Origin of the sequence: Caballeronia sp. M1242 (assembly GCF_017220215.1) — a bacterium.
Classification (GTDB): Bacteria; Pseudomonadota; Gammaproteobacteria; order Burkholderiales; family Burkholderiaceae; genus Caballeronia.
The window spans coordinates 460,672-485,236 of the sequence record NZ_CP071130.1; the positions used below are offsets into that span (position 1 = coordinate 460,672).

Sequence of the window (24,565 nt, forward strand, 5' to 3'; positions counted from 1 at the left end):
GACGTGCGCATTCTATATGTGCAGGTATCCTGAAAAGATGACGGGATATTTCTTTACATATGTGCCGCACGCACGCCACTCCATTAAAGAAGGCGCTTGCAACGCTTGACAGTTCGTTTTCAGCGCGAATGCGCGGACGAATCCGAAAAGATGCGCGCGAGACGCGTTTTCACGACCGCGAACCATGACGGTTTAGCGGCGGGCGCTTCGAGATTGCGCGCAGCGACGGCGAGCAGCGACAAGACGGATTGGGCGTGGATGAATCTGCGATACGATGCGTCGAGCGGCGAGGTCCACGCGCAAGAGCGGCAATCGTGCTTCGCGCAGGTGTTGCAGGGAGGTTGATCGCGATACATGGGAGGGTCCTGATTCGAGTACCCGCGCATGATGTGCCATCTTGTAACGATTGACGATCAGACGGTTCTGATTGAATCTCAAATGTGCCCGCAAATGGGGCAAAAAGGCATCGGATAGCCGTTCGGGCTATGACACGACTTCAAGCAAGGAGGCATGCACATGCACTATCTGCTGGTTTATCACCTGTGCGCGGACTATCTGGAGCGCCGCGCGCAATTTCGAGATGCGCATCTGAAGCTGGCGTGGGAAGCTGTCGAGCGCGGGGAGATCGTGCTGGCGGGCGCGCTGGACGCGCCGGCGGATCGCGCGATGCTGCTGTTTCAGGGTGACTCGCCCGACGCCGCCGAAGCCTTCGCGCGCAACGATCCGTATGTGACGAACAAACTGGTCGAGCGCTGGGAAGTGCGCAAATGGAACACGGTGGTGGGCGAGGACGCGGCCACGCCCGTTCGCTAGACCCGAGACGGCGGGCTCAGGCGTCCGCCGTTTCCTCGGGCCGACGCCGCGCCGCGCGATACAGGCTCGTGAGCGTGTCGTCCATCTGTTGCGAGCGCTCGAACAGTTCCGCGAGCCAGTCGACGAAAGCAGAAACGCGCGGCGTCGCCTGCCTGCTTTTCAGGAACGCGACCGACACCTTGAGCGGCGGCGATTTCCATTGCGGCAGCACTTCCCGCAGTTGGCCAGAGCGCAGATACGGCTGCGCCGCGATGGAAAGCGGCTGGATCAGGCCGAGCCCTTCGAGCCCGCACGCGAGGTACGCGTGCTCGTCGGCGACCTGCACGAAGCCGCGCATGCTCACGGTGAACGGCTTGCCATCCACGTCGAATTCAAAGTCAGCGGGACGGCCGCTTTTTTCCGGCACGCAGTTCACCGCGACGTGCTGCGCGAGTTCGTCGAGGGTCGCGGGCGTGCCGTGCTTTTCCAGATAGGCGGGGCTCGCGCACGTCACCTGTTCGAGCATGCCGAGCCGCCGCGCGATCAATCCCGAATCGGGCAATTCGCCGAGCTGGATGCTGCAATCGACGCCTTCGCCGACGAGATCCACATTGCGCATGCCGATGCCGATCGACAGTTCGATCTGCGGATAACGCGCGTGAAACTCCGGCAGCGCGGGCACGACGATCGACGTCGCGACTGTATCCGGCATCTCGACGCGCAGCCGTCCGCGCAGCCGTTCTTCACCCGCGCCGAAGCCGGATTCGAGTTCGTCGATGTCGGCGAGAATCTGCGCGCAGCGTTCGTAGTACGCGGCGCCGTCGACGGTCAGGTTCAGGCGCCGCGTCGTGCGTGCGAGCAGTTGCACGCCGACAAGCGCTTCGAGTTGTTGCACGGTCGTCGAGACGCTTGCACGCGGCATGCCGAGCGATTCGGCGGCGCGCGTGAAGCTGTTCGTATCGACGACACGCGTAAAGACACGCATGGCATGCACGCGATCGATCACGGTGAGTTTTCCTTGTTCGCGATGGATGGCGATGCGCGCGCGGCAAGCCGGAGGCGCATCGGCGAATGGTCACATCGTAAGGACCGGCGCGCGATGCGTGAATACACAAAACTGGACGATTCTTGCCTGATTCTTCCGGCAAAAAACTCGAGGCCTCAGAGCGTCGGCATTTCGCCGCGCAGACGCCCGGCGACGCCGGCGAAGTCGGTGCCCGAAGGCGCTTGATACAGCCGCAGGCCCATCTCGGGCAGGATCGCGAGCAGATGATCGAACACGTCGCCCTGAATGCGCTCGTATTGCATCCATGCGGTCGTCGCGGTGAAACAGTAAACCTCGACCGGAATGCCCTGCGATTCCGGCTCCATCATGCGAACCATGATCGCCAAATCCTGCCGTATCTCCGGATGATGCTTCAGGTACGCGAGCCCGTACTCGCGAAACGTGCCGATATTCGTGAGCCGCCGCCGGTTCGCAGGCTCCGCCGCGAGCTCGCCGAGATTGCGGTTTGCCTGTTCGACTTCCGTCTGCTTTTGCAGCAGATAATCGTGCAGCAGGCGAAAGCGCATCATGCGTTGCGTCTCCTCATCGGTGAGAAAGCGCACGCATTGCGCGTCGATCCGCATGGACCGTTTGATGCGCCGCGCGCCCGATTCGAACATGTGCCGATAGTTGCGATAGCTCTCCGAAAAGAGCTTGTACGTGGGCACCGTCGTGATGGTGTTGTCCCAGTTCTGGACCTTCACCGTATGCAGCGCGATGTCTTTCACCGCGCCGTCGGCCAGCGCTTGCGGCATCTCGATCCAGTCGCCGATGCGCAGCATGTCGTTCGACGTAAGCTGCGTGCTCGCGACCAGCGATAGCAGTGTGTCCTTGAACACGAGCAGCAGCACGGCGGAGAGCGCGCCGAGCCCGGAGAGCATCCAGAGCGGCGAACGGTCGATGAGAATGGACAGCACCAGCACGAAGCAGATCAACGCGAGCGCGAGCTTGCCGATCTGAATGTAGCCCTTGATCGAGCGCGTCTGCGCTTCCTTGCTCGCGGCGTAGACGTCCTGCCACGCCGAGAGCGCGCTGCCCGTCGCGAGGAACACACACACCCATGCCGCGCCGTGCGCGACGCGCGCCACGGCCGTCGCCCAGTGCCCGATATGCGGGACTTCGCCGATGCCGAGCGCGACGACCGCGAACGGCGCCGCATACCAGAGCCGGTGATACGCGCGATGCCGGATGAACGCCTGATCCCACGCCGCATGACCGGCCAGCACCAGCAGCCGATGCGCGATCCGCAGCAGCACGCGCGCGATGACCCATTGCGCAAACTCGGCGATGATGAAGAGGGCGGCGAGCCCGAGCAGCAGTTGCGCCCAGGGCTGCGTCGGAAGATGCCGTGAAAGCGTGTCTGGAAGCCAGTCGAGATTCATGCGTGGATCATGCCGAGGAAGCGATGCGTCCCGTATTGTGCATGAACGCGCACGGCTCGTCGGACGCACATAGGCGGCTTATCGAAAACCCCAGTCCGATGAAAATGAATTTTTTTTGGCGGCGGTTTTGGGTAAACATACTTTCACCACGACTTTCGAGCAGCCTGCCGCCCTCGTATGTCCCGCCGCCCACCGGTCGTTTCGCCCGCGAGTGCCGATGAGCTGATTTCGACGCGCATCGCCGCCGCCATGCCGATGCTCACGCCGATTCATCAGCGCATGGGCGCATTCGTGCTGGCGAACCTGTTCCGCTCGGCGACCATGCGCATCGACGAACTGGCGGACGCCGTCGGCGCGTCGATCGCGACGGCGAACCGCTTTGCGCGGGCGCTCGGTTTCTCGGGCTATCCCGCGTTCCGCGAGGCGCTCGTGCGCGGCTTCGAGGCGACCATCGCGCCGGTCGAGCGTTTGCGCTCGTCGCTGGAATCGCCGGCGAGCGGCGCGGAAGTCTTCGAATCGTCGCTCGCCCAGGCCGCAGCCAACGTGCGTCTCGCGCAGACTTCGGTCGATGCCGCGAAGGCCGAAGCGCTCGTCGAAGCCGTCCTGAGCGCGCAACGCGTGTTCGTGCTCGGCTACGGCGCGAGCGCGTTTCTCGCGGGTCTCATGGAACACGGCCTCACGCCGTACTGCGCGAACGTGCAGTCGCTCGCGCTGCACGGCGGGCCGTCGCATGCGGCGCGGCGGCTCTTCACCGCATCGCGCGACGACGTGCTCGTGGCCATCGCATTTCCGCGCTATGTCGACGACACCATCGCGCTCGCGCGGCAAGCGCGGCAGCGGGGCGTGCGCGTCGTGGCGCTCACGGACAGCGGCGCATCGCCGCTCGCGTGCATCGCCGATCTCGTACTGACGATCCGCGCCGAGCGCCGCCTGGCCGCCAATTGCGATACGGCGGTGCTCGCCGTTATCGAAGCACTGTGCGACGCAGTCGCGCATCGCGCGAAACGCTCGGTGGAAGCGGCATCGGGCTTGACCGAATTCGTGCTGCCGTGGCTCGTCGCGCCGCCGATGTTGAACGGCGCTACCGCCGTGCCTTCAGTCACGCAGTCGGCTACGTCCGCGCGCGCGCCGCGTCGCGCATCCGCCAAACGACCCACTCACACGGAGCCGCGCGAAACATGAGCGCCATTCCAGTCATCGCCATTCACGGCGGCGCGGGCACGATCCTGCGCTCGGCCATGAGCACCGACGCCGAAGCGCGCTATCACGCGGCGCTCGGCGACATTCTGCTCGCGGGCCAGCGCGTGCTCGCCGATGAGGGCAGCGCGCTCGATGCCGTGACCGAAGCGGTGCGCCTGCTCGAAGACTGTCCGCTCTTCAACGCGGGCCACGGCGCGGTGTTCACCGCAGCGGGTACGCACGAACTGGACGCGTCGATCATGGATGGCGCGACGCTCGACGCCGGCGCGATCAGTTGCGTCACTCGCGTGAAAAACCCCGTGCTTGCTGCGCGCCGCGTGCTCGACGTGAGCGAACACGTGATGTTCACGGGCGCAGGCGCCGAGGCGTTCGCGCAGGCGCAAGGGCTAGAGTTCGTCGATCCGTCGTACTTTCATACCGATGCGCGCTATCAGCAATGGCTCGACGCGCGCGGCAAGTCCGGCACGCTTCTGGATCACGATGCCGCCACACGAGCCGCACAGCGAAGCGGCGAGGACGACCCCATCGATCCGAAGAAGAAGTTCGGCACGGTCGGCGCAGTGGCGCTCGATGCACGCGGCCATCTCGCGGCGGCCACGTCCACGGGCGGCATGACCAACAAGCAGGCGGGCCGCGTCGGCGATGCGCCGTTGATCGGCGCGGGCTGCTATGCGAACGACGCGACGTGCGCGGTATCGACCACCGGCACCGGCGAGATGTTCATCCGCATGCTCGCGGCCTACGACGTCTCCGCGCAGATGGAATATTGCGGCCTGACGCTCGAAGCCGCAGCCGAAGACGTCGTAATGAAGAAGCTCCCACGCATCGACGGACGCGGCGGTCTTATCGCCGTCGATGCGCACGGCAACGTCACGCTGCCGTTCAACACCGAAGGCATGTATCGCGGGTTCGCGCGAGTCGGCGAACAGGCGGTCACGGCCATTTACCGCTCATGAGCGCGACGCCGACACTGCCGGACTCGCGCGTCATCGACGTGCGCGATCTGTCCGTCACATTCCGCTCGCGATCGCGGACCGTGGAAGCGGTGCGCAACATCACGTTCAACGTGGATCGCGGCGAGACGCTCGCGATCGTCGGCGAATCGGGATCGGGCAAATCCGTGACGTCGCTTGCATTGATGCGGCTCGTCGAGCATGGCGGCGGTTCCATTGCATCGGGCAGCATCGCGTTCCGGCGACGCAATGGACAGGTGCTCGACCTCGCGCGCGCGTCGTCGGCCACGATGCGCGGCGTGCGCGGCGCGGATATCGCGATGATCTTTCAGGAGCCGATGACATCGCTCAACCCGGTGTTCACGGTGGGCGACCAGATTGCCGAGGCCATCGCACTGCATCAGAACAAGAGCCGTGCGGAGGCGCGCGCCGAAGCGTTGCGGCTGCTCGATCTCGTGCGCATCCCCGAAGCGCGCCGCGTATTCGCGCGTTATCCGCATCAGTTGTCGGGCGGCATGCGCCAGCGCGTGATGATCGCCATGGCGCTTTCCTGCAAGCCCGCGCTCTTGATCGCCGACGAACCGACCACCGCGCTCGACGTGACCATTCAGGCGCAGATCCTGCAACTCGTGCGCGGCTTGCAGGACGAGATGAACATGGCGGTGATCTTCATCACGCACGACATGGGCGTGGTGGCGGAAGTGGCGGACCGCGTGCTGGTGATGTATCGCGGCGAGAAAGTGGAAGAGGGCCGATCCGACGAACTGTTTCGGAGCCCGAAGCATGCATACACGAAGGCATTGCTCGCTGCGGTGCCGACGCTCGGCGCAATGCGCGGCACCGACCGTCCCGCCAAGTTCCCGATTCTCGAAGTCGCTCCGGCAGACGTGGCCCCCGACGACGCGAGCGCGCTGCGGCCATCGGCGGCAGTGGAGCACGAAGTGCAGCCCGCCGTCGATGAAAGCAGTCAGCCGATTCTGCGCGTGCGCGATCTCGTCACGCGCTTTCCTGTGAGAAGCGGCATCTTCGGGCGCATGACGGCGGCGGTGCATGCCGTCGAACGCGTGAGCTTCGATCTGCGCCGCGGCGAAACGCTTGCGCTCGTCGGCGAATCGGGCTGCGGAAAATCGACCACCGGGCGCTCGCTGTTGCGCTTAGTGGAAAGCCAGAGCGGTTCGATCGAATTCGACGGACGCGACATCAGCGCGCTTCAAGGCCCCGAGCTGCAAGCGTTGCGGCGTAACATCCAGTTCATTTTTCAGGACCCGTTCGCATCGCTGAACCCGCGTCTCACGGTCGGCTTTTCGGTGATGGAGCCGCTGCTCGTGCATGGCGTCGCGAGCGGCAAGGAAGCGCAGGCGCGCGTCGACTGGCTGCTCGACAGAGTAGGCTTGCCGCCCGAAGCGGCGCAGCGTTATCCGCACGAGTTTTCAGGCGGCCAGCGCCAGCGCATCGCCATTGCTCGCGCGCTTGCGCTGAACCCGAAGGTGGTGATCGCCGATGAATCCGTCTCCGCGCTCGACGTCTCCGTGCGCGCGCAGATCGTGAATCTGATGCTCGATTTGCAGCGCGAACTCGGCGTCGCGTACCTTTTCATCTCGCACGACATGGCCGTGGTGGAGCGCGTGAGCCATCGCGTCGCGGTGATGTATCTGGGGCAGATCGTCGAGATCGGGCCGCGCGCCGCGGTATTCGAAGCGCCGCGTCATCCGTACACGAGGAAGTTGATGAGCGCGGTGCCCGTGGCTGATCCTGCGCGCCGTCACGCGAAACGCATGCTGGCCGCCGACGAAATCCCGAGCCCCATTCGCAAGCTCGGCGACGAGCCGGTGGTCGCGAAGCTCGTCGCGGTCGGGCCCGGCCATTACGTCGCCGAGCATCATGTCGGCGGCGCTTATTGAGCGATGAGTCGATATCGCAGCACATCGTTGTGAACCATAACGTCAAGCCAAGGAGCCTCACGATGCCGTCCTCTCGTCCTTCACCGTTGCGCGCGCTCATATCCGCTGGCGCGTTCGCCGGATTCGCTGCATTCGCCGCGCTCGGTCCTGTGTCCGCGTACGCGCAAAGCACTGCTGTCATGGCGGTCGCCTCGACCTTCACGACGCTCGATCCGTACGATGCGAACGACACGCTTTCGCAAGCGGTCGCGAAGTCGTTCTACCAAGGGCTTTTCGGCTTCGACAAGGACATGAAGATTCAGCCCGTGCTCGCGACGAGCTACGAGGCGAGTCCCGACGCGAAGGTGTACACCATTCATCTGCGCCAGGGCGTGAAGTTCCATGACGGCACCGACTTCAATGCGGAAGCCGTGAAGGCCGTCTTCGACCGCGTGACCGATCCCGCGAACAAGCTCAAGCGTTACAACCTGTTCAACAAGATCGACAAGACCGAAGTGGTCGATCCGTACACGGTGAAGGTCACGCTCAAGTTTCCGTTCTCGGCGTTCATCAACGTGCTCGCGCATCCGTCCGCGGTCATGATCTCGCCGACCGCGCTCAAGAAGTACGGCAAGGACATCGCGTTTCATCCGGTGGGCACGGGGCCGTTCGAGTTCGTCGAATGGAAACAGACCGACGACCTGAAGGTGAAGAAGTTCGCGGGCTACTGGAAGAAGGGCTATCCGAAGATCGACATGATCGACTGGAAGCCGGTCGTCGATAACAATACGCGCGCCGCGCTCATGCAAACGGGCGAAGCGGACTTCGCGTTCCAGGTGCCGTTCGAGCAGGCGGCCACGCTGAAGTCGAGCACGAAGGTGGACTTGGTCGCCGCGCCTTCCATCATCCAGCGCTACATCAGCATGAACATGCAGCAGAAGCCCTTCGACAATCCGAAGGTGCGCGAGGCGCTCAATTACGCGATCAACAAGGAAGCGCTGGTCAAGGTCGCGTTCGCGGGCTACGCGGTGCCTGCTGAAGGCGTCGTTCCGCCGGGCGTCGACTACGCGACGAAGACCGGCCCGTGGAAATACGATCCGGCGAAGGCGCGTGAACTGTTGAAGGAAGCGGGCTATCCGAACGGTTTCGAAACGACGCTGTGGTCAGGCTATAACCACACGACCGCGCAGAAGATCATCCAGTTCGTGCAGCAGCAGCTCGCGCAGGTGGGCGTCAAAGCGTCGGTTGAGGCGCTGGAAGCGGGCCAGCGCGTGCAGCGCGTCGACAGCGCGCCCGACCCGGCGACGGCTCCGGTGCGCATGTACTACATCGGCTGGTCTTCGTCGACGGGCGAAGCGGACTGGGCCATCTCGCCGCTGCTTTCCAGTGCATCGTTTCCGCCGAAGCTCGCGAATACCGCGTACTACAAGAACGAAAATGTCGATGCCGACTTGCAGAAGGCGCTCGCCACCACCGACCGCAACGAGAAAGCCGCGCTCTATGCGGATGCGCAAAAGCGCATCTGGGCCGACGCGCCGTGGATTTTTCTCGTGACGGAGAAGGTCGTGTACGCGCGCAGCAAGCGTCTTTCCGGCGCGTATGTGATGCCGGACGGCTCGTTCAATTTCGACGAGATCGCCATCAAGTAAAGACCCGCGATGCTCAACTTCCTTGCCAAACGTCTGCTCGGGCTGCTGCCGACGCTCTTCATCGTCGCGGTGCTGGTGTTCATGTTCGTGCATCTGTTGCCGGGCGATCCCGCGCGGCTCGCAGCCGGGGCCGAAGCGGACGAAGCGACGGTTGCGCTCGTTCGCGCGGACCTCGGCCTCGACAAGCCGCTGCCGCAGCAACTCGCGAGCTTCTTCGGCAAGGTCGCGCATTTCGACTTCGGCAAATCGACGCGAAGCAAGCGCCCCGTCAGCACCGAAATCGCGGAGCGTTTCATGCCGACGCTGTGGCTCACGCTCGCCAGCATGGCGTGGGCCGTGGTGTTCGGCATGAGCATCGGCATCGTGTCTGCGATATGGCGCAACCGGTGGCCCGACCGGCTCGGCATGACGCTCGCCGTGTCGGGCATCTCGTTTCCTGCGTTCGCGCTCGGCATGCTGCTGATGGAGATCTTCTCGGTGAAGCTCGGCTGGCTGCCTATCGTCGGCGACGGCACCTGGCAAAGCTACGTGCTGCCATCGCTGACGCTCGGCGCGGCGGTGGCAGCGGTGATGGCGCGCTTCACGCGCGCTTCCTTCGTCGAAGTACTCGGCGAAGACTTCGTGCGCACGGCGCGCGCGAAGGGCGTGCACGAGCCGATCGTCATCGTGAAGCACTGCCTGCGCAACGCGATGATTCCCGTCGTCACCATGATGGGTCTGCAGTTCGGCTTCCTGCTCGGCGGTTCCATCGTGGTCGAGAAGGTGTTCAACTGGCCGGGGCTCGGACGCCTGCTCGTCGATGCCGTCGAGATGCGCGACTATCCGGTGATTCAGGCGGAAGTGCTGTTGTTTTCGCTGGAATTCATCGTCATCAATCTGGTGGTGGACGTGCTGTACGCGGTCATCAACCCGACTATCCGCTTCAAGTGAGGACGGCATGAGCGTAACCGTGCAAGCCGCACACGACACGCAGCAGAACGTCCGCACGCCGTGGACCGAGTTCTGGCGCAAGTTCAGGCAGCAGCATGTCGCGATGATCGCGGCGGTGTTCGTGCTGCTGCTGATCGTGATCGCGATCATCGCGCCGTATATCGCGCCTTATGATCCGGAGAACTACTTCGATTACGACGCGCTCAACGCGGGTCCATCGGCTACGCACTGGTTCGGCGTCGATTCGCTGGGGCGCGATATTCTCAGCCGCATACTCGTCGGCAGCCGCATTTCGCTGACGGCCGGGTTGCTGTCGGTGGTGATCGGCGCGGTGATCGGCACGTTTTTCGGCCTGCTCGCGGGCTATTACGAGGGATGGTGGGACCGCATCGTGATGCGCATCTCCGATGTGCTGTTCGCGTTTCCCGGCATCTTGCTCGCGATCGGCGTCGTCGCGATTCTCGGCAACGGCATGGTGAACGTGGTCTGCGCGGTCGCCATCTTCAGCATTCCCGCGTTTGCCCGGCTCGTGCGCGGCAACACGCTCGCGCTCAAGCACCTGACGTATATCGAGGCGGCGCGCAGCATTGGCGCGTCGGACTGGACGATCATCGTGCGACATATTCTGCCGGGCACGATTTCGTCGGTGGTCGTGTACTTCACGATGCGCATCGGCACGTCGATCATCACGGCGGCGAGCCTCTCGTTTCTCGGACTCGGCGCGCAGCCGCCGACGCCGGAGTGGGGCGCGATGCTCAACGAAGCGCGCGCCGACATGGCGATGGCGCCGCACGTCGCCATCTTCCCGAGCCTCGCGATCTTCCTCACGGTGCTCGCGTTCAATCTGCTCGGCGACGGTTTGCGCGACGCGCTCGATCCGAAGCTGGACCGGCCGTGATGAAAGCACCGCATATCGGCACATTGCGGGCGGGCGCACGCGCAACGATAGCGGATGTCGCGGGCGTCACGGTGGGGCACTGCACGCTCGATGCCGGCGACGTGCAGACCGGCGTGACCGTCGTGCTTGCGCACGGCGGCGATCTGTATCGCGAGAAAGTGCCTGCCGCCGCGTGCGTGATCAATGGCTTCGGCAAGAGCGTCGGCCTCGTGCAAGTGGATGAACTCGGCGTGCTCGAAACGCCGATTGCATTGACGAATACGTTCGGCGTCGGTGCCGTTGCAGCGGCGCAGATTCGTTCGGCGTGCGAATCAAATCGGGACATAGGGCGTGAGTGGCCGAGCGTCAATCCGCTCGTCTTCGAGTGCAACGACGGCTATCTGAACGACTTGCAGGCGTTCGCCGTCGAAGAGGCGCATTACCGCGAAGCGCTCGCCGAATGCGAGAAGGACTTCGCGCGCGGTGCGGTCGGCGCGGGGCGCGGCATGTCGTGCTTCGAACTCAAAGGCGGCATCGGGTCGGCGTCGCGGATCGTCGCTAGCGGCGGGAACGCATATGTTGTCGGCGCGCTCGTGCTCGCCAACTTCGGGCGGTTGCCCCAGCTCACGATAGCGGGCGAGCCCGTCGGCCTCGCGTTGCACGCGGCCGCGCAAGGGCAGATGACGCCGGAGCAAGGCAGCATCATCATGCTGCTCGCGACCGATGCGCCTTTGGACTCGCGACAATTGCGACGCATGGCGATGCGCGCGGCCGCCGGCCTGGCGCGCACGGGCTCGGTCTATGGCCACGGAAGCGGCGACATTGCGCTCGCGTTCTCGACGGCGTACACCGTGCCGCACGACGCCGCATACGTCACGCTGCCGCCTCTGCTTTCCGACGCGCGGCTCGATCCGCTGTTTCAGGCGGCTGCCGACAGCATCGAACAAGCGATTCTCGATGCGCTCTTCAGCGCGGAGACCGTGACCGGCCGCGACGGACATCGGCGGCTATCTCTCACGGACGCATTGAAACCGACGCCATGAAAGTGCTGATCTCGACGGACATCGAAGGTATCGCGGGTGTGTTTCATCCCGAGCAAACGCGGCCCGGCAACGTGGAGTACGAGCAGGCGCGACGCTGGATGACGCATGAGGCGAACGCGGCGGCCCAAGGCGCATTCGAAGGCGGCGCGTCCGAAGTATGGGTGAACGATTCGCACGGCGGCTTTCGCAATCTCTTGCCCGAAGCGTTCGATTCACGGGTGCGGCTCGTACTCGGCAAGCCACGCACGCTAGGCATGATGGCGGGCCTCGAAGCATCGCCCGATCTGGTGTTCATGGTCGGCTATCACGCGCGCGCACAAAGCCGCGGCATTCTCGCGCACACGATCAACAGCACGGCGTTCGCGCGCGTGAAGGTCGACGGCGAAGAGGCCGGCGAGGCGGCGCTGTACGGCCGGCTCGCAGAAGAACGCGGCGCGCGCGTGGCGCTGCTCACAGGCGATGACGTCTTCGGCGCCGAGACCTTGCCCTTGTTCGCAGGCGCGCGCTTCGTCTGCGTGAAATCGGCGCATGGCTATTCCAGCGGCGTGACGCAAACGCCCGCTGCGGCATGCGAAGCGATCCGGCGCGCGGCGCAAGAGGTCGTCGAAGGCGCTGCACACGAGCGCTTTGGCGCGCGCCACGAAGCTTCGACACGGCACTGCGAACTCCGCGTTCAGACGAGCGCGCTCGCCGATCTCTTCTGCCAGTGGCCGTCGCTGGAACGCATCGACGCGGTCACGCTCGCCTTCGACGCGCCCAGCGCCGAGCATGTCGTTCGCACGCTCAATTGCCTTTCGGCAATGTCATTCATGTTACGGTGAAGCCCGGAAGTATCGTTAGAATGGAGCCCTTGAGCAGGCACGCTCCATCCAATGCCCGGCAGGCGAAGTGTCATGCATGACGTCAGGCTCGCACACAACGACGACACCGCGCTGGATCCGGCCGATCCGATGCTTGTCATGCGCGGATCGCTGTTCATCGACGGTCACGAAGCCGGATGCTGGGAAGCGCGGCGCGACGGCACGTGGACGGCGCATCTGCGGCACGGCCAAGGATGGATCGTCGAGCCGAGCCGCGCCGCGCTGATCGAACGGCTGGCTCGCGGAGCATGATGTCGGCACGCCCGCATTTTCATCAAGATTACTGAACAACTACATGTACCTGTCGATCATCGCGGTGGGACTCGGCGGCGGCCTCGGCTCGCTGCTGCGCTGGGCGCTCGGCCTGCGCCTGAACGCCGTCTTTCCGAACCTGCCGCTCGGCACGTTCGCGGCCAATGTCATCGCGGGCTACATCATCGGCGTGGCGGTTGCGTTCTTCGCGCGTGTTCCGGATCTCTCTGTCGAGTGGCGGCTTTTCGTCATCACCGGGTTGATGGGCGGCCTGTCCACGTTTTCGACGTTCTCCGCGGAAGTCGTCGCGCATTTGCAGCAGGGGCGGCTCGGCTGGGCGCTGGCGGAGATCGCCATCCACGTCGGGGCGTCGCTCGTGATGACCGCGCTCGGCATCGCAACGGTGGCCGTCGCAAGCTGATCGGCGACACGTTCGCGACACCTTTTGGCTTTTATCCCGCGCCCGTTTCCTACAATCCTTCCCGCGTTCAAACGCCCGACACTTCGCCGCGCTTTCAGCGGCTCGATTTTTATTGCAACACAGAAGGTGAAGACATGCCCGAGTTCCCGCTTATCGAAATCAGACCGTACCGGGCGAGTGATCTCGACGGCGTGATCGACCTGTTTCTCCGCGCGGTGCGCGAGACAGCATCGGCGGATTACAACCAAAAGCAGATCGACGTCTGGGCGCAGGCCGATCCCGACGAATGGGCGCTCGCCCGCGCGAGCCGCCCGACGTGGGTGGCGTTCAGCGGCGGCCAGCTTGCCGGATTCGCCGATCTGGAGCGAAACGGCCTGATCGACATGATGTTCGTCCACCCGGAGCACCAGCGCAAAGGCGTAGCGACCGCGCTGCTCGCGCGCATCGAAGCCGAGGCGGACGAGGCGGGCATGCAGGTGCTGCACACCTACGCGAGCGCGACAGGCCGGCCGTTCTTCGAATATTGCGGGTTCACGATGCTGCTGGCACGCGCGGTCGTCGTGCGCGGACAGCGGTTCGTGCAGTTCGTGATGGAGAAAGTGCTGTGAGCATCGCGCGTTCTGTATAGACAAGCGTCGCCTATATCCGCTAATCGGGCTAAGGGGAATCCCGGAAAGCCTCTTGTTTCGCCGTTTATGCCCGTTTAGACTGGCGTCTGACTTGTATAGACAGGATGAAACATGATTACGCTGACGCCCGGAAAACTCACGCTGCCGCAACTGCGCCGAATCGCGCGCGGCTCCGATTCTCTGCGGCTCGATCCCGCGAGCTTCGACGCCATCGACGCCAGCGCGCGCGCGGTCGCGGCCATCGCCGCGAAGGGCGATCCGGCGTATGGCATCAACACGGGCTTCGGGCGGCTCGCGAACACGCATATTCCCGCCGACCAGCTCGAACTGTTGCAGCGCAATCTCGTGCTGTCGCACGCGGTCGGCGTGGGCGAGCCGATGTCGCGCCCGGTCGTGCGGCTGCTCATGGCGCTGAAGCTGTCGAGCCTCGGACGCGGCCATTCGGGCATCCGCCGCGAAGTGATCGAGGCGCTCATCACGCTGTTCAACGCGGACGTGCTGCCGATCATCCCGGTGAAGGGCTCGGTCGGCGCATCCGGCGATCTCTCGCCGCTCGCGCATATGTCGACGGTGCTGCTCGGCATCGGCGAAGTCACCATTCGCGGCGAACGCGCGAGCGCGCTCGACGGTCTCGCGGTCGCCGGCCTGAAGCCGTTGACGCTCCAGGCCAAGGAAGGGCTCGCGCTGCTGAACGGCACGCAGGCATCGGCGGCGCTCGCGCTGTATCACCTGTTCGCCATCGAGGACCTGTTCCGCACCGGGCTCGTGGCAGGCGCGCTGTCGGTGGATGCGGCCGCGGGCTCGGTCGTGCCGTTCGATGCGCGCATCCATGAGTTGCGCGGGCATCGCGGGCAGATCGACGCAGCGGCGGCGTATCGCGCGCTGCTCGCCGGCTCGGGCATCAATCTGTCGCACGCGGATTGCGAGAAGGTGCAGGACCCGTACAGCCTGCGTTGCCAGCCGCAAGTGATGGGCGCGTGCCTCGACCAGATGCGCCACGCCGCCGACGTGCTTCTGATCGAAGCAAACGCGGTCTCCGATAACCCGCTGATCTTCCCCGATACCGGCGAAGTGCTGTCGGGCGGCAATTTCCACGCTGAACCGGTTGCTTTCGCCGCCGATAATCTCGCGCTCGCCGCCGCTGAAATCGGCGCGCTGGCCGAGCGGCGCATCGCGCTCTTGATCGACGCCACGCTTTCCGGCCTGCCGCCGTTCCTCGTGCGCGACGGCGGCGTGAACTCCGGCTTCATGATCGCGCACGTGACGGCGGCGGCGCTCGCCTCCGAGAACAAGACGCTGGCGCATCCCGCTTCGGTCGATTCGTTGCCCACGTCGGCGAATCAGGAAGATCACGTTTCCATGGCCACGTTCGCCGCCCGCAAGCTCGGCGATATCGCGAGCAACACGGCCAACATTCTCGCCATCGAACTGCTGGCGGCGGCGCAGGGCGTCGATCTGCGCGCGCCGCACAAGACGAGCGCGCCGCTCATCGAGGTGATGAACACGCTGCGCGCGCACGTGCCGCATTACGACCTGGACCGCTACTTCGCGCCGGATATCGCGGCCATCGCCAAACTGGTCGAGCAGGGCGCGATCGCGCGGCATAGCCCGTTCGCATTTGCTTCCGAAGCCGCGGAAAAGGCGGAAGCAAGCGCATGAACACGCCCGCGTATCAGGAGATCAAGGACTACATCCTGCAGCGCATTCACATTGGCGAGTGGCGCGAGGGCGATCAGGTGCCGTCCGAGAACGAGCTGGCGCGCGAGTTCAAGGTCGCGCGCATGACCGTGAACCGCGCGCTGCGCGAACTGACCGCCGAACAGGTGCTGACGCGCGTGCAAGGCGCGGGAACCTTCGTCGCGCAGCCGAAGTACGCGTCGACGCTCGTCGAGATTCGCAGCATCTCGGACGAAATCGCTGCGCGCGGTCATGCGTATCGCGCGCAGGTGCTGCATCTGGGCGCATCCATCGTGGACGAGGCGCTCGCCGGCGAGATGCAACTCGCGCTCGGCAGCCCGGTGTTTCATTCGCGCGTGCTGCACTTTGAAAACGACGAGCCGGTGCAACTCGAAGAACGTTACGTGAACCCGGCGCTCGCGCCGGAGTACGCGCGGCAGGATTTCACGACGATCACGCCGAACCAGTACCTGATGATCGCCGCGCCGCTGCAGCGCGTGGAATACCGGATCGAGGCGTCCGTGCCGTCGCCCGAAATCCGCGCGGCGCTCGCGATGGGCGAGCACGAGCCGTGTCTGTTGCTGCATCGGCGCACGTGGTCGCGGGATGCCGTCGCGTCGGTCGCGAATCTCTGGCATCCCGGCGACCGATATCAATTCACCGGGCACTTCTGACGTGACGATCATTCCTGGGGCTTCGCTCATCGCCGTGCCGTGGAAGAACGGCGGCGGCATCACGCGCGAGATCGCGGCGGGGCCGCCGGGCGCGTCGCTCGATGCGTTCGCGTGGCGGCTGTCGGTCGCGGACGTGTCGTCGGATGGCGCGTTTTCGGCGTTTACCGGCGTCGATCGCGCGCTCGTCCTGCTCGACGGCGCGGGCATGCTGCTCGCCGAAGCCGGTGGCCGCGAGCATCGGCTCGACGAACCGCTCGCGATGGCGCGCTTTGCGGGCGAAACGCCGATCCACGCCAGTCTCATCGACGGCCCGACGCGCGACTTCAACGTGATGGTGCGGCGCGACCGCGCGCGCATGTCGGTGAGCGTGCGGCGGGCCGGGCGTCATGAACTGGCGCAGGAGCACGAATCGACGTTCGCCTACTGCGCGAGCGGCAGCCTGAATATCGCGTCTGCCGACGGAACGCGCGCAATGCTCTATCCGGGCGATACCGCGCGCATCGAGCGCAATTGCATCGTCGAAGCCGCGGGCGATGCCGCGTGGCTTTGCATCGGCATCGAGGAGAGATGAGCTTGAACCTCTATTTCGCGGACCACGCGCGCTTGCCCGATGGCTGGCGGCGCAACGTGCTGATCGAGTGGAACGACGACGGCGCGCTCACACGCGTCGAGCCGGACAGCGCGGCTCCCGCTGGCGTCGAGCGGGCGAAAGGCCCGGTGTTGCCGGGCATGCCGAATCTGCATTCCCACGCGTTCCAGCGCGCGATGGCCGGGCTCACCGAATATCGCGCGAGCGCCGCCGATACCTTCTGGAGCTGGCGCGACCTGATGTACCGCTTCGCCGCGAAGATCGGGCCGGACGCGCTCGCGGACATCGCGCATTGGCTCTACATCGAAATGCTGAAGGCGGGCTACACCTCCGTCTGCGAATTCCACTACGTGCATCACGCGCAGGACGGCTCGCCGTATGCGAACCGCGCGGAACTGGCCGAGCGCGTGGTGGACGCCGCAGAGCGCGCGGGCATCGGCATCACCATGCTGCCGGTGCTCTATCAGTACAGCGGCTTCGGCCAGGCCGCGCCGCGCGACGATCAGCGCCGCTTCCTGCATACGCCCGAGAGCCTCCTCGACATGCTCGATACGCTAGCCCGCGCCCGGCCGGAGAACGGCGCGCGGCGTTACGGCGTCGCACCGCACTCGCTGCGCGCGGTCTCGGGCGAGTCGCTCGCGGCGCTCCTCGAAGGCTTCGACGCCCGCTTCGACCGCGCTCCGGTGCACATTCATATCGCCGAGCAGGTTGCCGAAGTCGATGCGTGCGTCGCCGCGACCGGCCAGCGGCCGGTGCAGTGGCTGCTGGATCGCTTCGACGTGGATGCGCGCTGGTGCCTCGTCCACGCCACGCATATGGACGCGAGCGAATGTCGCCGCCTCGCCGAAAGCCGCGCGGTCGCCGGCCTGTGCCTCACGACGGAGGCGAATCTCGGCGACGGCTTCTTCGCGGCGCGCGACTATCTGGATGCGGGCGGGCGCTTCGGCATCGGCTCGGATAGTCACGTGGGCGTCGACTGGCGCGCGGAACTGCGGCTGCTCGAATATGGCCAGCGTTTGCTGCGTCGCGAGCGCAACGTGCTGGCGTCGGCTGGCGACACGCGGCCGGCCGACCGTCTTTTCGACGCCGCCCTCGACGGCGGCGCGAGCGCGACCGGGCGGCGCGTCGGTGCGCTCGCGGCGGGCATGCGCGCGGACTGGATCGTGCTGGACCAAGCGCATCCCGGCATCCGCGGCCTTTCCTGCGACGCGTGGCTGTCCAGCGCGGTTTTCTGCGAGCATGGACAGACGCCGGTGCGCGACGTGTTCGTCGGCGGCCGCAAGGTCGTGACCGACCGCCGCCACGCCGACGAAGAGCGGGCACTCGCGCGTTATCGCGCGGCGCTCGGCGAACTGCTCGCGTAACGTTCAACTCCCGGAGCCGCAGACATGGATACCGTTCACGATTGCTCCATCTACACGCTGGAACGCGGCACCGCGCCGCTTTTGATTTCGATCCCGCATCGAGGCACGCGCATTCCGGAGGCGCTCGTCGATGAGATGACGCCGGTGGCGCGGCGCGTCGACGATTGCGACTGGCATCTGGAGCGGCTGTATGCGTTCGCGCGCGAGTTGGGCGCGTCAATTCTGCTGCCGGAATATGCGCGCTACGTGATCGACCTGAACCGCCCGCCGGACGACGCGAATCTGTACCCCGGTCGCGACACGACGGGTCTCTGCCCCGTCGATACGTTCGACAAAGAGCCGCTTTACCGCCCGGGACACGCGCCGTCGCGCGAGCAGATCGAGGCGCGTCGCGCGTTGTACTGGCAGCCGTATCACGACGCGCTCGCCGGCGAGCTCGCTGCGCTGCGCGAAGCGCACGGGCGCGTGCTGCTGTGGGAAGCGCATTCCATCCGTTCGGTCGTGCCGCGTTTCTTCGAGGGCCGCTTGCCCGACTTCAACTTCGGCACGGCAGACGGCGCGTCGGCGGCGCCGGGACTCGCGGAGCGGCTGGCAGAGGTCGTATCGCGTGACGGGCGATATACGAGCGTCGCCAATGGGCGTTTCAAGGGCGGCTACATCACGCGGCGCTACGGCGAGCCGGCGCGCGGCATCCACGCGGTGCAACTTGAACTGACGCAGGTGACCTACATGCAGGAAACGTCGCCCTATGCGTACGACGACACCCGCGCCAGCGCCGTTCAGCCGCTGCTGCGCGAATTGATGACCGTGGCGCTCGAACATGTGGCGGCGCGCTGACTGCGGCGTTCGTCACCCGCCCGGATCAATGCCTGGATTATTGCTCGTTGAACAAATATCTTTCATGAGAATCGGGGTTTCCCCTAAGTCGATGACCTCCTAAACTTCTCTCCAAGCGAAAGGAAATCAGAAAACGCTTAAAAAGCTCTCCGGTTTCCAATCGATCTCACAACAAGATATTGGAGGTCATCATGATCAAGTCATTCGTTCCGGCACTCGTCATCGCTTCGGCTCTGGCCGCTCCGACTTTCGCCTTCGCGCAAAACAACGCGCCCGTGACGCGCGCTGAAGTTCGCGCAGAACTCGCTCAGTTGGAAAAGGCTGGCTACAACCCGTCGCAAGACCGCGTGGACTATCCGCAAAATCTGCAAGCCGCTCAGGCGCGCGTGAACGCGGAGCAAGGTGCCGTTGCAACGACGTCGTATGGCGCGTCGACCGCTGGTAACGCCCAGTCGGGCGCGCGTGCAGCCGTCACGATGTCGGATCGCAACTCGGTCTACTTCGGCCACTAAGCCGGAGTCTGTGATCCCGCAGCGGATAGCGCGCGGCGGGTAGCAGGAGCAGGGCAAACGTAGTGAAGAAAGCGCCGGCCGCGTTATCGCAGCCGGCGCTTTTTGCTGTGCAGTCGGCACGCGCGAGGCCGCCGCAGCGAGGTTTCATGCGCCTGAAAGCATAATCCGGCACGCTAAGGTCTTCGTCCCGGATCATTGCCGATGCACATCCTCACGAAGTGTTTGCTCGCCAGCGCCGCCGTCGCACTCGGCCTCGCGTGTTCGCCCGCGCGCGCGGGCAATCCCGATGCGCTCTGGCAAATCGTCCATGACCGCTGCGTGCCCGCCGCCGATGGCGCGCGCATCGGGCAGCCTTGCGCCGAGGTGAACGTCGCAGGCGGCTATGCGGTGCTGAAGGACATCGTCGGCGTCGCGCAATATCTGCTGATTCCGACCGCACGCGTGAGCGGCATCGAAAGTCCGGCGCTCCTGGAACCGGACACGCCGAACTACTGGCGCGATGCATGGAACGCGCGCCATTACGTCGACGACGCGCTGCGCCGCGGCTTGCCGCGCGACGAGATGTCGCTCGCGGTCAATTCGGCGAGCGGACGCACGCAGAACCAGCTGCATATTCATATCGACTGCCTCGCGGACGACGTGGCAGAGGCGCTGCGCGAAGCGGGCCCGGGCATCGGCACGCAGTGGACGCCGCTGCCCGTACGCCTTCGCGGACACAGGTATCGCGCGTTGCGCATCGACGACGCGGACTTGTCGCGCACCGATCCGTTCCGGCTGCTGGCCGCCACCGTCGCGCAGGAAGGCGGTTCCATGGGCGATCAGACGTTGCTGCTCGTGGGCGCCGAGCGCAGCGACGGCGCGCCCGCGTTCTTTCTGCTCAACGATCACGTCGGTCCGGGCGATTTCGCGTCGTCGGAAGAATTGCAGGATCACACCTGCGCGCTGGCCGGACGCGTCATCGTCAAGCCGTGACCACACCCGCCCAGCAATCGAAGCGCTGAAACAACGCGTCGTTCCGTCCGATCGACGCCAGCGATGGTATCGAACGGCACAAACAGTGCCATGCGCGCGGCTGCGTTGTCCGTCTGACGGAAGACGACGAGCCGCGAATCGCGGTTCATGTCGGTGGCGATGTCGTTCGCGCCGGGCGGCCGCCGCGCGCCAGAACCGGTCACTCGCCGATCAGATGCAACACGAGTTCACGGTGATGCGGCGCGGCCCGATGCTCGAACACATAGATGCCCTGCCACGTGCCGAGCACCATGCGGCCTGCTTCGACCGGAATCGAAAGCTGAACGGTGGTGAGCGCGGTGCGCAGGTGCGCGGGCATGTCGTCGGGGCCTTCGGCGTCGTGGATATAGCGGCCGGGCGCTTCCGGCGCGACCGATTCGAAATACCGTTCGAGGTCCGCGCGCACGTCCGGGTCGGCGTTTTCCTGAATCAGCAGCGACGCCGACGTATGACGGCAGAACACCGTCAGCAGGCCCGTGCGGATATCCTGCAAGTCGATCCAGCGGTCGATGTCGCGCGTGACTTCGTGCAGGCCGCGCGAGCCGGTTGCGAGCGTCAGATGGTGGAGTGCCTGTTTCATGTCGTTTTCGGTCCGAGGGAAAGTGCGGATTCCAGTGTAACGGCTGGCTCGCGCGATGATGGTCTATGCTTGGCGCGTGCCGTTCACACGATCGGACGATCATGCGCAAACCGAAGATCACCGCGCTGCTCGGAGTACTGCTGGCATTGCATGCGTTCGCCGTCCACGCCGACGAGACGCTCGCCAATCGCGGCAACGACCCGTTTCTGCACGTATCGAACGCCGTTCCCGATTGCCCCGCGCCGCGCGGCCCGTTCCAAACGGAAGCAGAATGGCTCGACGAAGCGCACTATCGCATCGAGCGCGGCAACAGTTGCTGGATCGCGGGCCGCTGCCTTCTGCCGAACAGTTACGACTACGACCGCGAGATCGCCGAAAGCGTCACGCGCCGTCTGAACGCGCTGAACGCATCGCTTCAATGGCGCGACAAGACGAGTCTGTGGCTCACGCTGCAGCGCCGCTTCGTCTACGTGGACGGCTGCGTCTCGCCGGACTTCGACCGCACGCGATTCGTGGAGGGCTTGAGCGAGACGGCGGACGTCGAGAAGATCATCGACCGCACGACGGTTCTATCGCCTAAGCTGAAAGCGAGACCCTGCGCGACGCCGGCCTCGGCCGGCGATTGGCGATGATGAGAACGATGCCCGCTGACCGGCTTCTGCCGTTCGTCCGACGCCTCTTGTTAGTGCTGGCGTTAGCCGTGTTCCCGCTTCACGCCGAAGCAGCCGTGCCCGTCGTCGTGATTCCGCTGACCGGCGCGGTTGGGCCGGCGAGCGCCGATTTCGTCGTGCGATCGCTCGCCCGGGCCGCAGACGAGCGCGCGCAACTCGCCGTCCTCCGGATCGACACGCCCGGCGGCCTCGACCTTTCCATGCGCGCCATCATTCAGGCGATCCTCGCGTCGCCGGTGCCGGTCGCGGCATATATCGCGCCGAGCGGCGCGCGGGCGGCAAGCGCGGGCACGTATATCGTGTATGCCGCCCATCTCGCCGCGATGGCGCCCGGCACGAATCTCGGCGCGGCCACGCCGATCCAGCTCGGCGGCGGCGCAGCGGAGCGCGCGGCGTCGGGCGCGGCAGAGGGGGCATCGACCGAAACGCGCAAGCAGGTTCACGACGCCGCCGCGTATATCCGCGGCCTCGCGCAATTGCGCGGCCGCAACGCGCAGTGGGCCGAACGCGCGGTGCGCGAGGCCGTCGCGCTCTCGGCCAACGAGGCGCTCGCGCAGAAGGTGATCGACCTCACCGCGACCGACATCCCCGATCTGCTCGCCAAACTCGACGGCCACCGCGTGCACACGGCGCAGGGCGAGCGCGTGCTGACGACGCGCGAGGCGAGCGTCGTCGCGTTCCAGCCAGACTGGCGCAACCGCTTTCTCGCGGCGATCACGGACCCGAGCGTCGCGCTCATACTGATGATGATCGGCATGTACGGCCTCTTCTTCGAGTTCGCGAATCCGGGCTACGTGCTGCCGGGCGTCGCGGGTGCGATTTGCCTGCTCGTCGGCCTGTTCGCGCTGCAATTGCTGCCGGTGAGCTACGTGGGCCTCGGCTTGTTGATGCTGGGCATCGGCTGTCTTGTCGCGGAGGCGTTCTTGCCGACGTTCGGCACGCTCGGCGTCGGCGGTATCGTCGCGTTCGCCATCGGCGCGCTGATGCTCGTGGATACCGACGTGCCCGGCTTCGGCGTTCCGCCCGGACTCGTCGCCGCGCTCGCGCTGTTCTCAGCGGTCTTCGTGTTCGCGGTGTCGGGGCTCGCGTTGAAGGCGCGCAGGCGGCCCGTCGTCAGCGGCGGCGAGGCCATGCTCGGCAGCATCGGCGTGATGCTGGAGGGCGGCGAGGGCGTCGGCTGGGCGCGCGTGCAGGGCGAACGCTGGCGCGTGCGGCCGGCATCGCCCGCTGCGTTGCCGGAACAGGGCGCGCGCGTGCGCGTGACCGCGCGCGACGGACTCACGCTGACCGTCGAGCCGTTCGACGAATCACATCACCATGCAGCTTGAACGAGGCTAAAAACATGGGGCTGACTTTCGGTTTTGGCGGCATCGTCCTCGCGCTCGTCATTTTTCTGCTGGCATCGGCGGTGCGCATTTTTCGCGAGTACGAGCGCGGCGTCGTGTTCATGCTCGGGCGCTTCTGGAAGGTGAAAGGGCCGGGGCTCGTGCTCATCATTCCGGTCGTGCAGCAGGTCGTGCGCATGGACCTGCGCACGGTCGTGTTCGACGTGCCGCCGCAGGACGTCATCACGCGCGACAACGTCTCGGTGAAGGTGAACGCGGTCGTCTACTTTCGCGTGGTCGATCCGGAGAAAGCCGTGATTCAGGTCGCGCGTTACTTCGACGCGACGAGCCAGCTCTCGCAGACGACGCTGCGCGCGATTCTCGGCAAGCACGAGCTCGACGAACTGCTGTCCGAGCGCGAGCGCCTGAACAGCGACATCCAGCGCGTGCTCGACGCGCAGACGGACGTGTGGGGCATCAAGGTGTCGAACGTCGAGATCAAGGACGTCGATATCAACGAGACGATGATTCGCGCGATCGCCCGTCAGGCCGAAGCCGAGCGCGAGCGTCGCGCGAAGATCATTCATGCGGAAGGCGAATTGCAGGCATCGGAGAAGCTGTTGCAGGCCGCGCAGATGCTCGCCCAGGCGCCGCAGGCGATGCAACTGCGCTATCTACAAACGCTGACCACGATCGCCGGCGACAAGAATTCGACGATCGTGTTTCCGGTCCCGGTCGATCTGGTCAGCGCGGTGATCGACCGGTTCGCGAAGTCCTCGAACCCTTAGACGAGCGCGGGAAAGTCGAGCGTCGTGTCGTTCACGCGGTTGACGAGGTTCGTGAAGTTGATGACGCTCATCGCGAACAGCGCGTCGATGACTTGCGCCTCGCTATAGCCTGCTTCCCGCACATCGGCGAGCACGCGGGCGTCCACCGTGCCGCGCGAATCCGCCACGTGCCGCACGAAGCGCACGAGGGCATCGCGCTTCGCATTGCCGGTCGCGTCGCCCGCGCGGATCTGCTGCGTTTCGTCTTGCGTGAGTCCGACCATCTTGCCGACGACCGTATGCGCAGCGGCACAGTAATCGCAACCCGCCAGTTCGCTGACGGCGAGTTTGATGGCTTCGGCATCGGCCTTGTCGAGACTGCTCTTCGCGAGCACGGCATCGTTTGATAAGGCCGCGCCGAGCGCCGCCGGGCTGTGCGTGCCGATGGTCGCATACGCGTTCGGCACGCGGCCCGCGGCCTTCTTGATGGCGCTGAAGAGTTCCGCGGTCTTGCCGGTGGCTTCGTTGACGTTGACTTGAGAAAGACGTGACATGGTGTGCTCCGGTTCGTTGGTGAGCCATCTGAATGGCGTGAGTCAACTGTAGGCCGGAGCAGGGTTGCCGTGAATGCGCGCGCGTCTCAAG

At 65.3% G+C, this 24,565-nt stretch carries 27 protein-coding genes and 1 pseudogene; 22 read left to right on the forward strand and 6 right to left on the reverse strand.

What is annotated here, in order from left to right; genetic code table 11:
* Positions 1-119: 119 nt before the first annotated feature.
* Positions 120-356 (reverse strand): hypothetical protein, encoded by a 237-nt coding sequence (locus tag JYK05_RS15560; RefSeq protein WP_175941178.1) that lies wholly within the window; start codon positions 354-356, stop codon positions 120-122.
* Positions 357-516: 160 nt separating this feature from the next.
* Between JYK05_RS15560 and JYK05_RS15565 the strand changes: the two genes are divergently transcribed.
* The gene (locus JYK05_RS15565; protein WP_206469343.1) at positions 517-813 is read left to right on the forward strand and encodes a YciI-like protein; all 297 of its coding nucleotides are present in this window, start codon (positions 517-519) and stop codon (positions 811-813) included.
* Positions 814-829: 16 nt separating this feature from the next.
* Here the strand turns inward: JYK05_RS15565 and JYK05_RS15570 are convergent, their stop codons facing one another.
* Positions 830-1,798 carry a LysR family transcriptional regulator gene (locus JYK05_RS15570; RefSeq protein WP_206469345.1) on the reverse strand — a complete coding sequence of 323 codons (969 nt, stop codon included), beginning with the start codon at positions 1,796-1,798 and terminating at the stop codon, positions 830-832.
* Between the two features lie 155 nt (positions 1,799-1,953).
* The gene (locus tag JYK05_RS15575) at positions 1,954-3,219 is read right to left on the reverse strand and encodes a mechanosensitive ion channel family protein (protein WP_206469346.1); all 1,266 of its coding nucleotides are present in this window, start codon (positions 3,217-3,219) and stop codon (positions 1,954-1,956) included.
* A 177-nt stretch (positions 3,220-3,396) separates the two neighbouring features.
* Here JYK05_RS15575 and JYK05_RS15580 point away from each other — a divergent pair, with 177 nt between their 5' ends.
* The 18 genes from JYK05_RS15580 (at position 3,397) to JYK05_RS15665 (ending at position 20,538) form a co-directional block, all read left to right on the forward strand.
* Positions 3,397-4,401, forward strand: a complete 1,005-nt coding sequence (locus JYK05_RS15580) for a MurR/RpiR family transcriptional regulator (protein WP_206469348.1) — start codon at positions 3,397-3,399, stop codon at positions 4,399-4,401.
* Positions 4,398-5,375 carry an isoaspartyl peptidase/L-asparaginase family protein gene (locus JYK05_RS15585; protein WP_206469350.1) on the forward strand — a complete coding sequence of 326 codons (978 nt, stop codon included), beginning with the start codon at positions 4,398-4,400 and terminating at the stop codon, positions 5,373-5,375. Before JYK05_RS15580 ends, JYK05_RS15585 begins: the two co-directional genes overlap by 4 nt.
* Complete coding sequence (locus JYK05_RS15590; protein WP_206469352.1) at positions 5,372-7,273, forward strand: dipeptide ABC transporter ATP-binding protein; 1,902 nt, start codon at positions 5,372-5,374, stop codon at positions 7,271-7,273. The genes JYK05_RS15585 and JYK05_RS15590 overlap by 4 nt, the downstream gene beginning before the upstream one ends.
* 62 nt (positions 7,274-7,335) lie before the next feature.
* The gene (gsiB, locus tag JYK05_RS15595) at positions 7,336-8,901 is read left to right on the forward strand and encodes a glutathione ABC transporter substrate-binding protein GsiB (protein WP_206469353.1); all 1,566 of its coding nucleotides are present in this window, start codon (positions 7,336-7,338) and stop codon (positions 8,899-8,901) included.
* A gap of 9 nt (positions 8,902-8,910) precedes the next feature.
* Entirely contained in the window at positions 8,911-9,831 is a 921-nt protein-coding gene (gene gsiC / locus JYK05_RS15600) for a glutathione ABC transporter permease GsiC (RefSeq protein WP_206469354.1), read from the forward strand.
* A gap of 7 nt (positions 9,832-9,838) precedes the next feature.
* The gene (gene gsiD / locus JYK05_RS15605) at positions 9,839-10,729 is read left to right on the forward strand and encodes a glutathione ABC transporter permease GsiD (RefSeq protein ID WP_206469355.1); all 891 of its coding nucleotides are present in this window, start codon (positions 9,839-9,841) and stop codon (positions 10,727-10,729) included.
* Positions 10,729-11,751: a P1 family peptidase gene (locus tag JYK05_RS15610; RefSeq protein WP_206469356.1), complete on the forward strand. Its 1,023-nt coding sequence runs from the start codon at positions 10,729-10,731 to the stop codon at positions 11,749-11,751. Before gsiD ends, JYK05_RS15610 begins: the two co-directional genes overlap by 1 nt.
* Positions 11,748-12,572 carry a M55 family metallopeptidase gene (locus JYK05_RS15615; protein ID WP_206469357.1) on the forward strand — a complete coding sequence of 275 codons (825 nt, stop codon included), beginning with the start codon at positions 11,748-11,750 and terminating at the stop codon, positions 12,570-12,572. The genes JYK05_RS15610 and JYK05_RS15615 overlap by 4 nt, the downstream gene beginning before the upstream one ends.
* 72 nt (positions 12,573-12,644) lie before the next feature.
* Positions 12,645-12,863, forward strand: a complete 219-nt coding sequence (locus JYK05_RS15620; RefSeq protein ID WP_241269981.1) for a hypothetical protein — start codon at positions 12,645-12,647, stop codon at positions 12,861-12,863.
* 43 nt (positions 12,864-12,906) lie between these two features.
* Positions 12,907-13,284: a fluoride efflux transporter CrcB gene (gene crcB, locus JYK05_RS15625; RefSeq protein WP_175941203.1), complete on the forward strand. Its 378-nt coding sequence runs from the start codon at positions 12,907-12,909 to the stop codon at positions 13,282-13,284.
* 134 nt (positions 13,285-13,418) lie between these two features.
* On the forward strand, positions 13,419-13,892 hold the full coding sequence (locus tag JYK05_RS15630; protein ID WP_175941206.1) for a GNAT family N-acetyltransferase: 474 nt from the start codon (positions 13,419-13,421) through the stop codon (positions 13,890-13,892).
* Positions 13,893-14,024: 132 nt separating this feature from the next.
* Entirely contained in the window at positions 14,025-15,572 is a 1,548-nt protein-coding gene (hutH, locus tag JYK05_RS15635) for a histidine ammonia-lyase (RefSeq protein WP_206469358.1), read from the forward strand.
* Positions 15,569-16,264 (forward strand): histidine utilization repressor, encoded by a 696-nt coding sequence (gene hutC / locus JYK05_RS15640; protein WP_175941210.1) that lies wholly within the window; start codon positions 15,569-15,571, stop codon positions 16,262-16,264. Before hutH ends, hutC begins: the two co-directional genes overlap by 4 nt.
* Position 16,265: 1 nt before the next feature.
* A complete protein-coding gene (locus JYK05_RS15645) occupies positions 16,266-16,835 on the forward strand; it encodes a HutD family protein (protein WP_241269982.1) in 570 nt (189 codons plus the stop codon).
* Positions 16,832-18,217: a formimidoylglutamate deiminase gene (locus JYK05_RS15650; protein WP_206469361.1), complete on the forward strand. Its 1,386-nt coding sequence runs from the start codon at positions 16,832-16,834 to the stop codon at positions 18,215-18,217. The genes JYK05_RS15645 and JYK05_RS15650 overlap by 4 nt, the downstream gene beginning before the upstream one ends.
* 24 nt (positions 18,218-18,241) lie before the next feature.
* Complete coding sequence (gene hutG, locus JYK05_RS15655) at positions 18,242-19,054, forward strand: N-formylglutamate deformylase (RefSeq protein WP_206469362.1); 813 nt, start codon at positions 18,242-18,244, stop codon at positions 19,052-19,054.
* Between the two features lie 191 nt (positions 19,055-19,245).
* The gene (locus JYK05_RS15660; protein ID WP_371826448.1) at positions 19,246-19,566 is read left to right on the forward strand and encodes a DUF4148 domain-containing protein; all 321 of its coding nucleotides are present in this window, start codon (positions 19,246-19,248) and stop codon (positions 19,564-19,566) included.
* Positions 19,567-19,767: 201 nt separating this feature from the next.
* Positions 19,768-20,538 (forward strand): CDP-diacylglycerol diphosphatase, encoded by a 771-nt coding sequence (locus JYK05_RS15665; protein WP_175941216.1) that lies wholly within the window; start codon positions 19,768-19,770, stop codon positions 20,536-20,538.
* Here JYK05_RS15665 and JYK05_RS26720 read toward each other — a convergent pair.
* Together JYK05_RS26720 and JYK05_RS15670 are read right to left on the reverse strand one after the other, a co-directional pair.
* Positions 20,496-20,714 (reverse strand): annotated as a pseudogene (locus JYK05_RS26720) (hypothetical protein); the annotation flags it as partial. The gene JYK05_RS15665 and the pseudogene JYK05_RS26720 overlap by 43 nt on opposite strands.
* 23 nt (positions 20,715-20,737) lie before the next feature.
* Positions 20,738-21,157 carry a secondary thiamine-phosphate synthase enzyme YjbQ gene (locus JYK05_RS15670; RefSeq protein ID WP_175941218.1) on the reverse strand — a complete coding sequence of 140 codons (420 nt, stop codon included), beginning with the start codon at positions 21,155-21,157 and terminating at the stop codon, positions 20,738-20,740.
* A gap of 101 nt (positions 21,158-21,258) precedes the next feature.
* On the opposite strand from JYK05_RS15670, the gene JYK05_RS15675 reads away from it, so the two are divergent.
* Genes JYK05_RS15675 through JYK05_RS15685 form a run of 3 tightly spaced genes read left to right on the forward strand, consistent with a single transcriptional unit; the run spans position 21,259 to position 23,941 of the window.
* Positions 21,259-21,789, forward strand: a complete 531-nt coding sequence (locus JYK05_RS15675) for a BON domain-containing protein (protein WP_241269983.1) — start codon at positions 21,259-21,261, stop codon at positions 21,787-21,789.
* Positions 21,786-23,156, forward strand: a complete 1,371-nt coding sequence (locus JYK05_RS15680; RefSeq protein WP_206469363.1) for a nodulation protein NfeD — start codon at positions 21,786-21,788, stop codon at positions 23,154-23,156. Before JYK05_RS15675 ends, JYK05_RS15680 begins: the two co-directional genes overlap by 4 nt.
* 14 nt (positions 23,157-23,170) lie before the next feature.
* Positions 23,171-23,941 carry a slipin family protein gene (locus tag JYK05_RS15685; RefSeq protein WP_175941221.1) on the forward strand — a complete coding sequence of 257 codons (771 nt, stop codon included), beginning with the start codon at positions 23,171-23,173 and terminating at the stop codon, positions 23,939-23,941.
* On the opposite strand, the gene JYK05_RS15690 is transcribed toward JYK05_RS15685, so the two are convergent.
* On the reverse strand, positions 23,938-24,474 hold the full coding sequence (locus JYK05_RS15690; protein ID WP_175941223.1) for a carboxymuconolactone decarboxylase family protein: 537 nt from the start codon (positions 24,472-24,474) through the stop codon (positions 23,938-23,940). The two genes, JYK05_RS15685 and JYK05_RS15690, sit on opposite strands and share 4 nt — an antisense overlap.
* Positions 24,475-24,565: the final 91 nt, after the last annotated feature.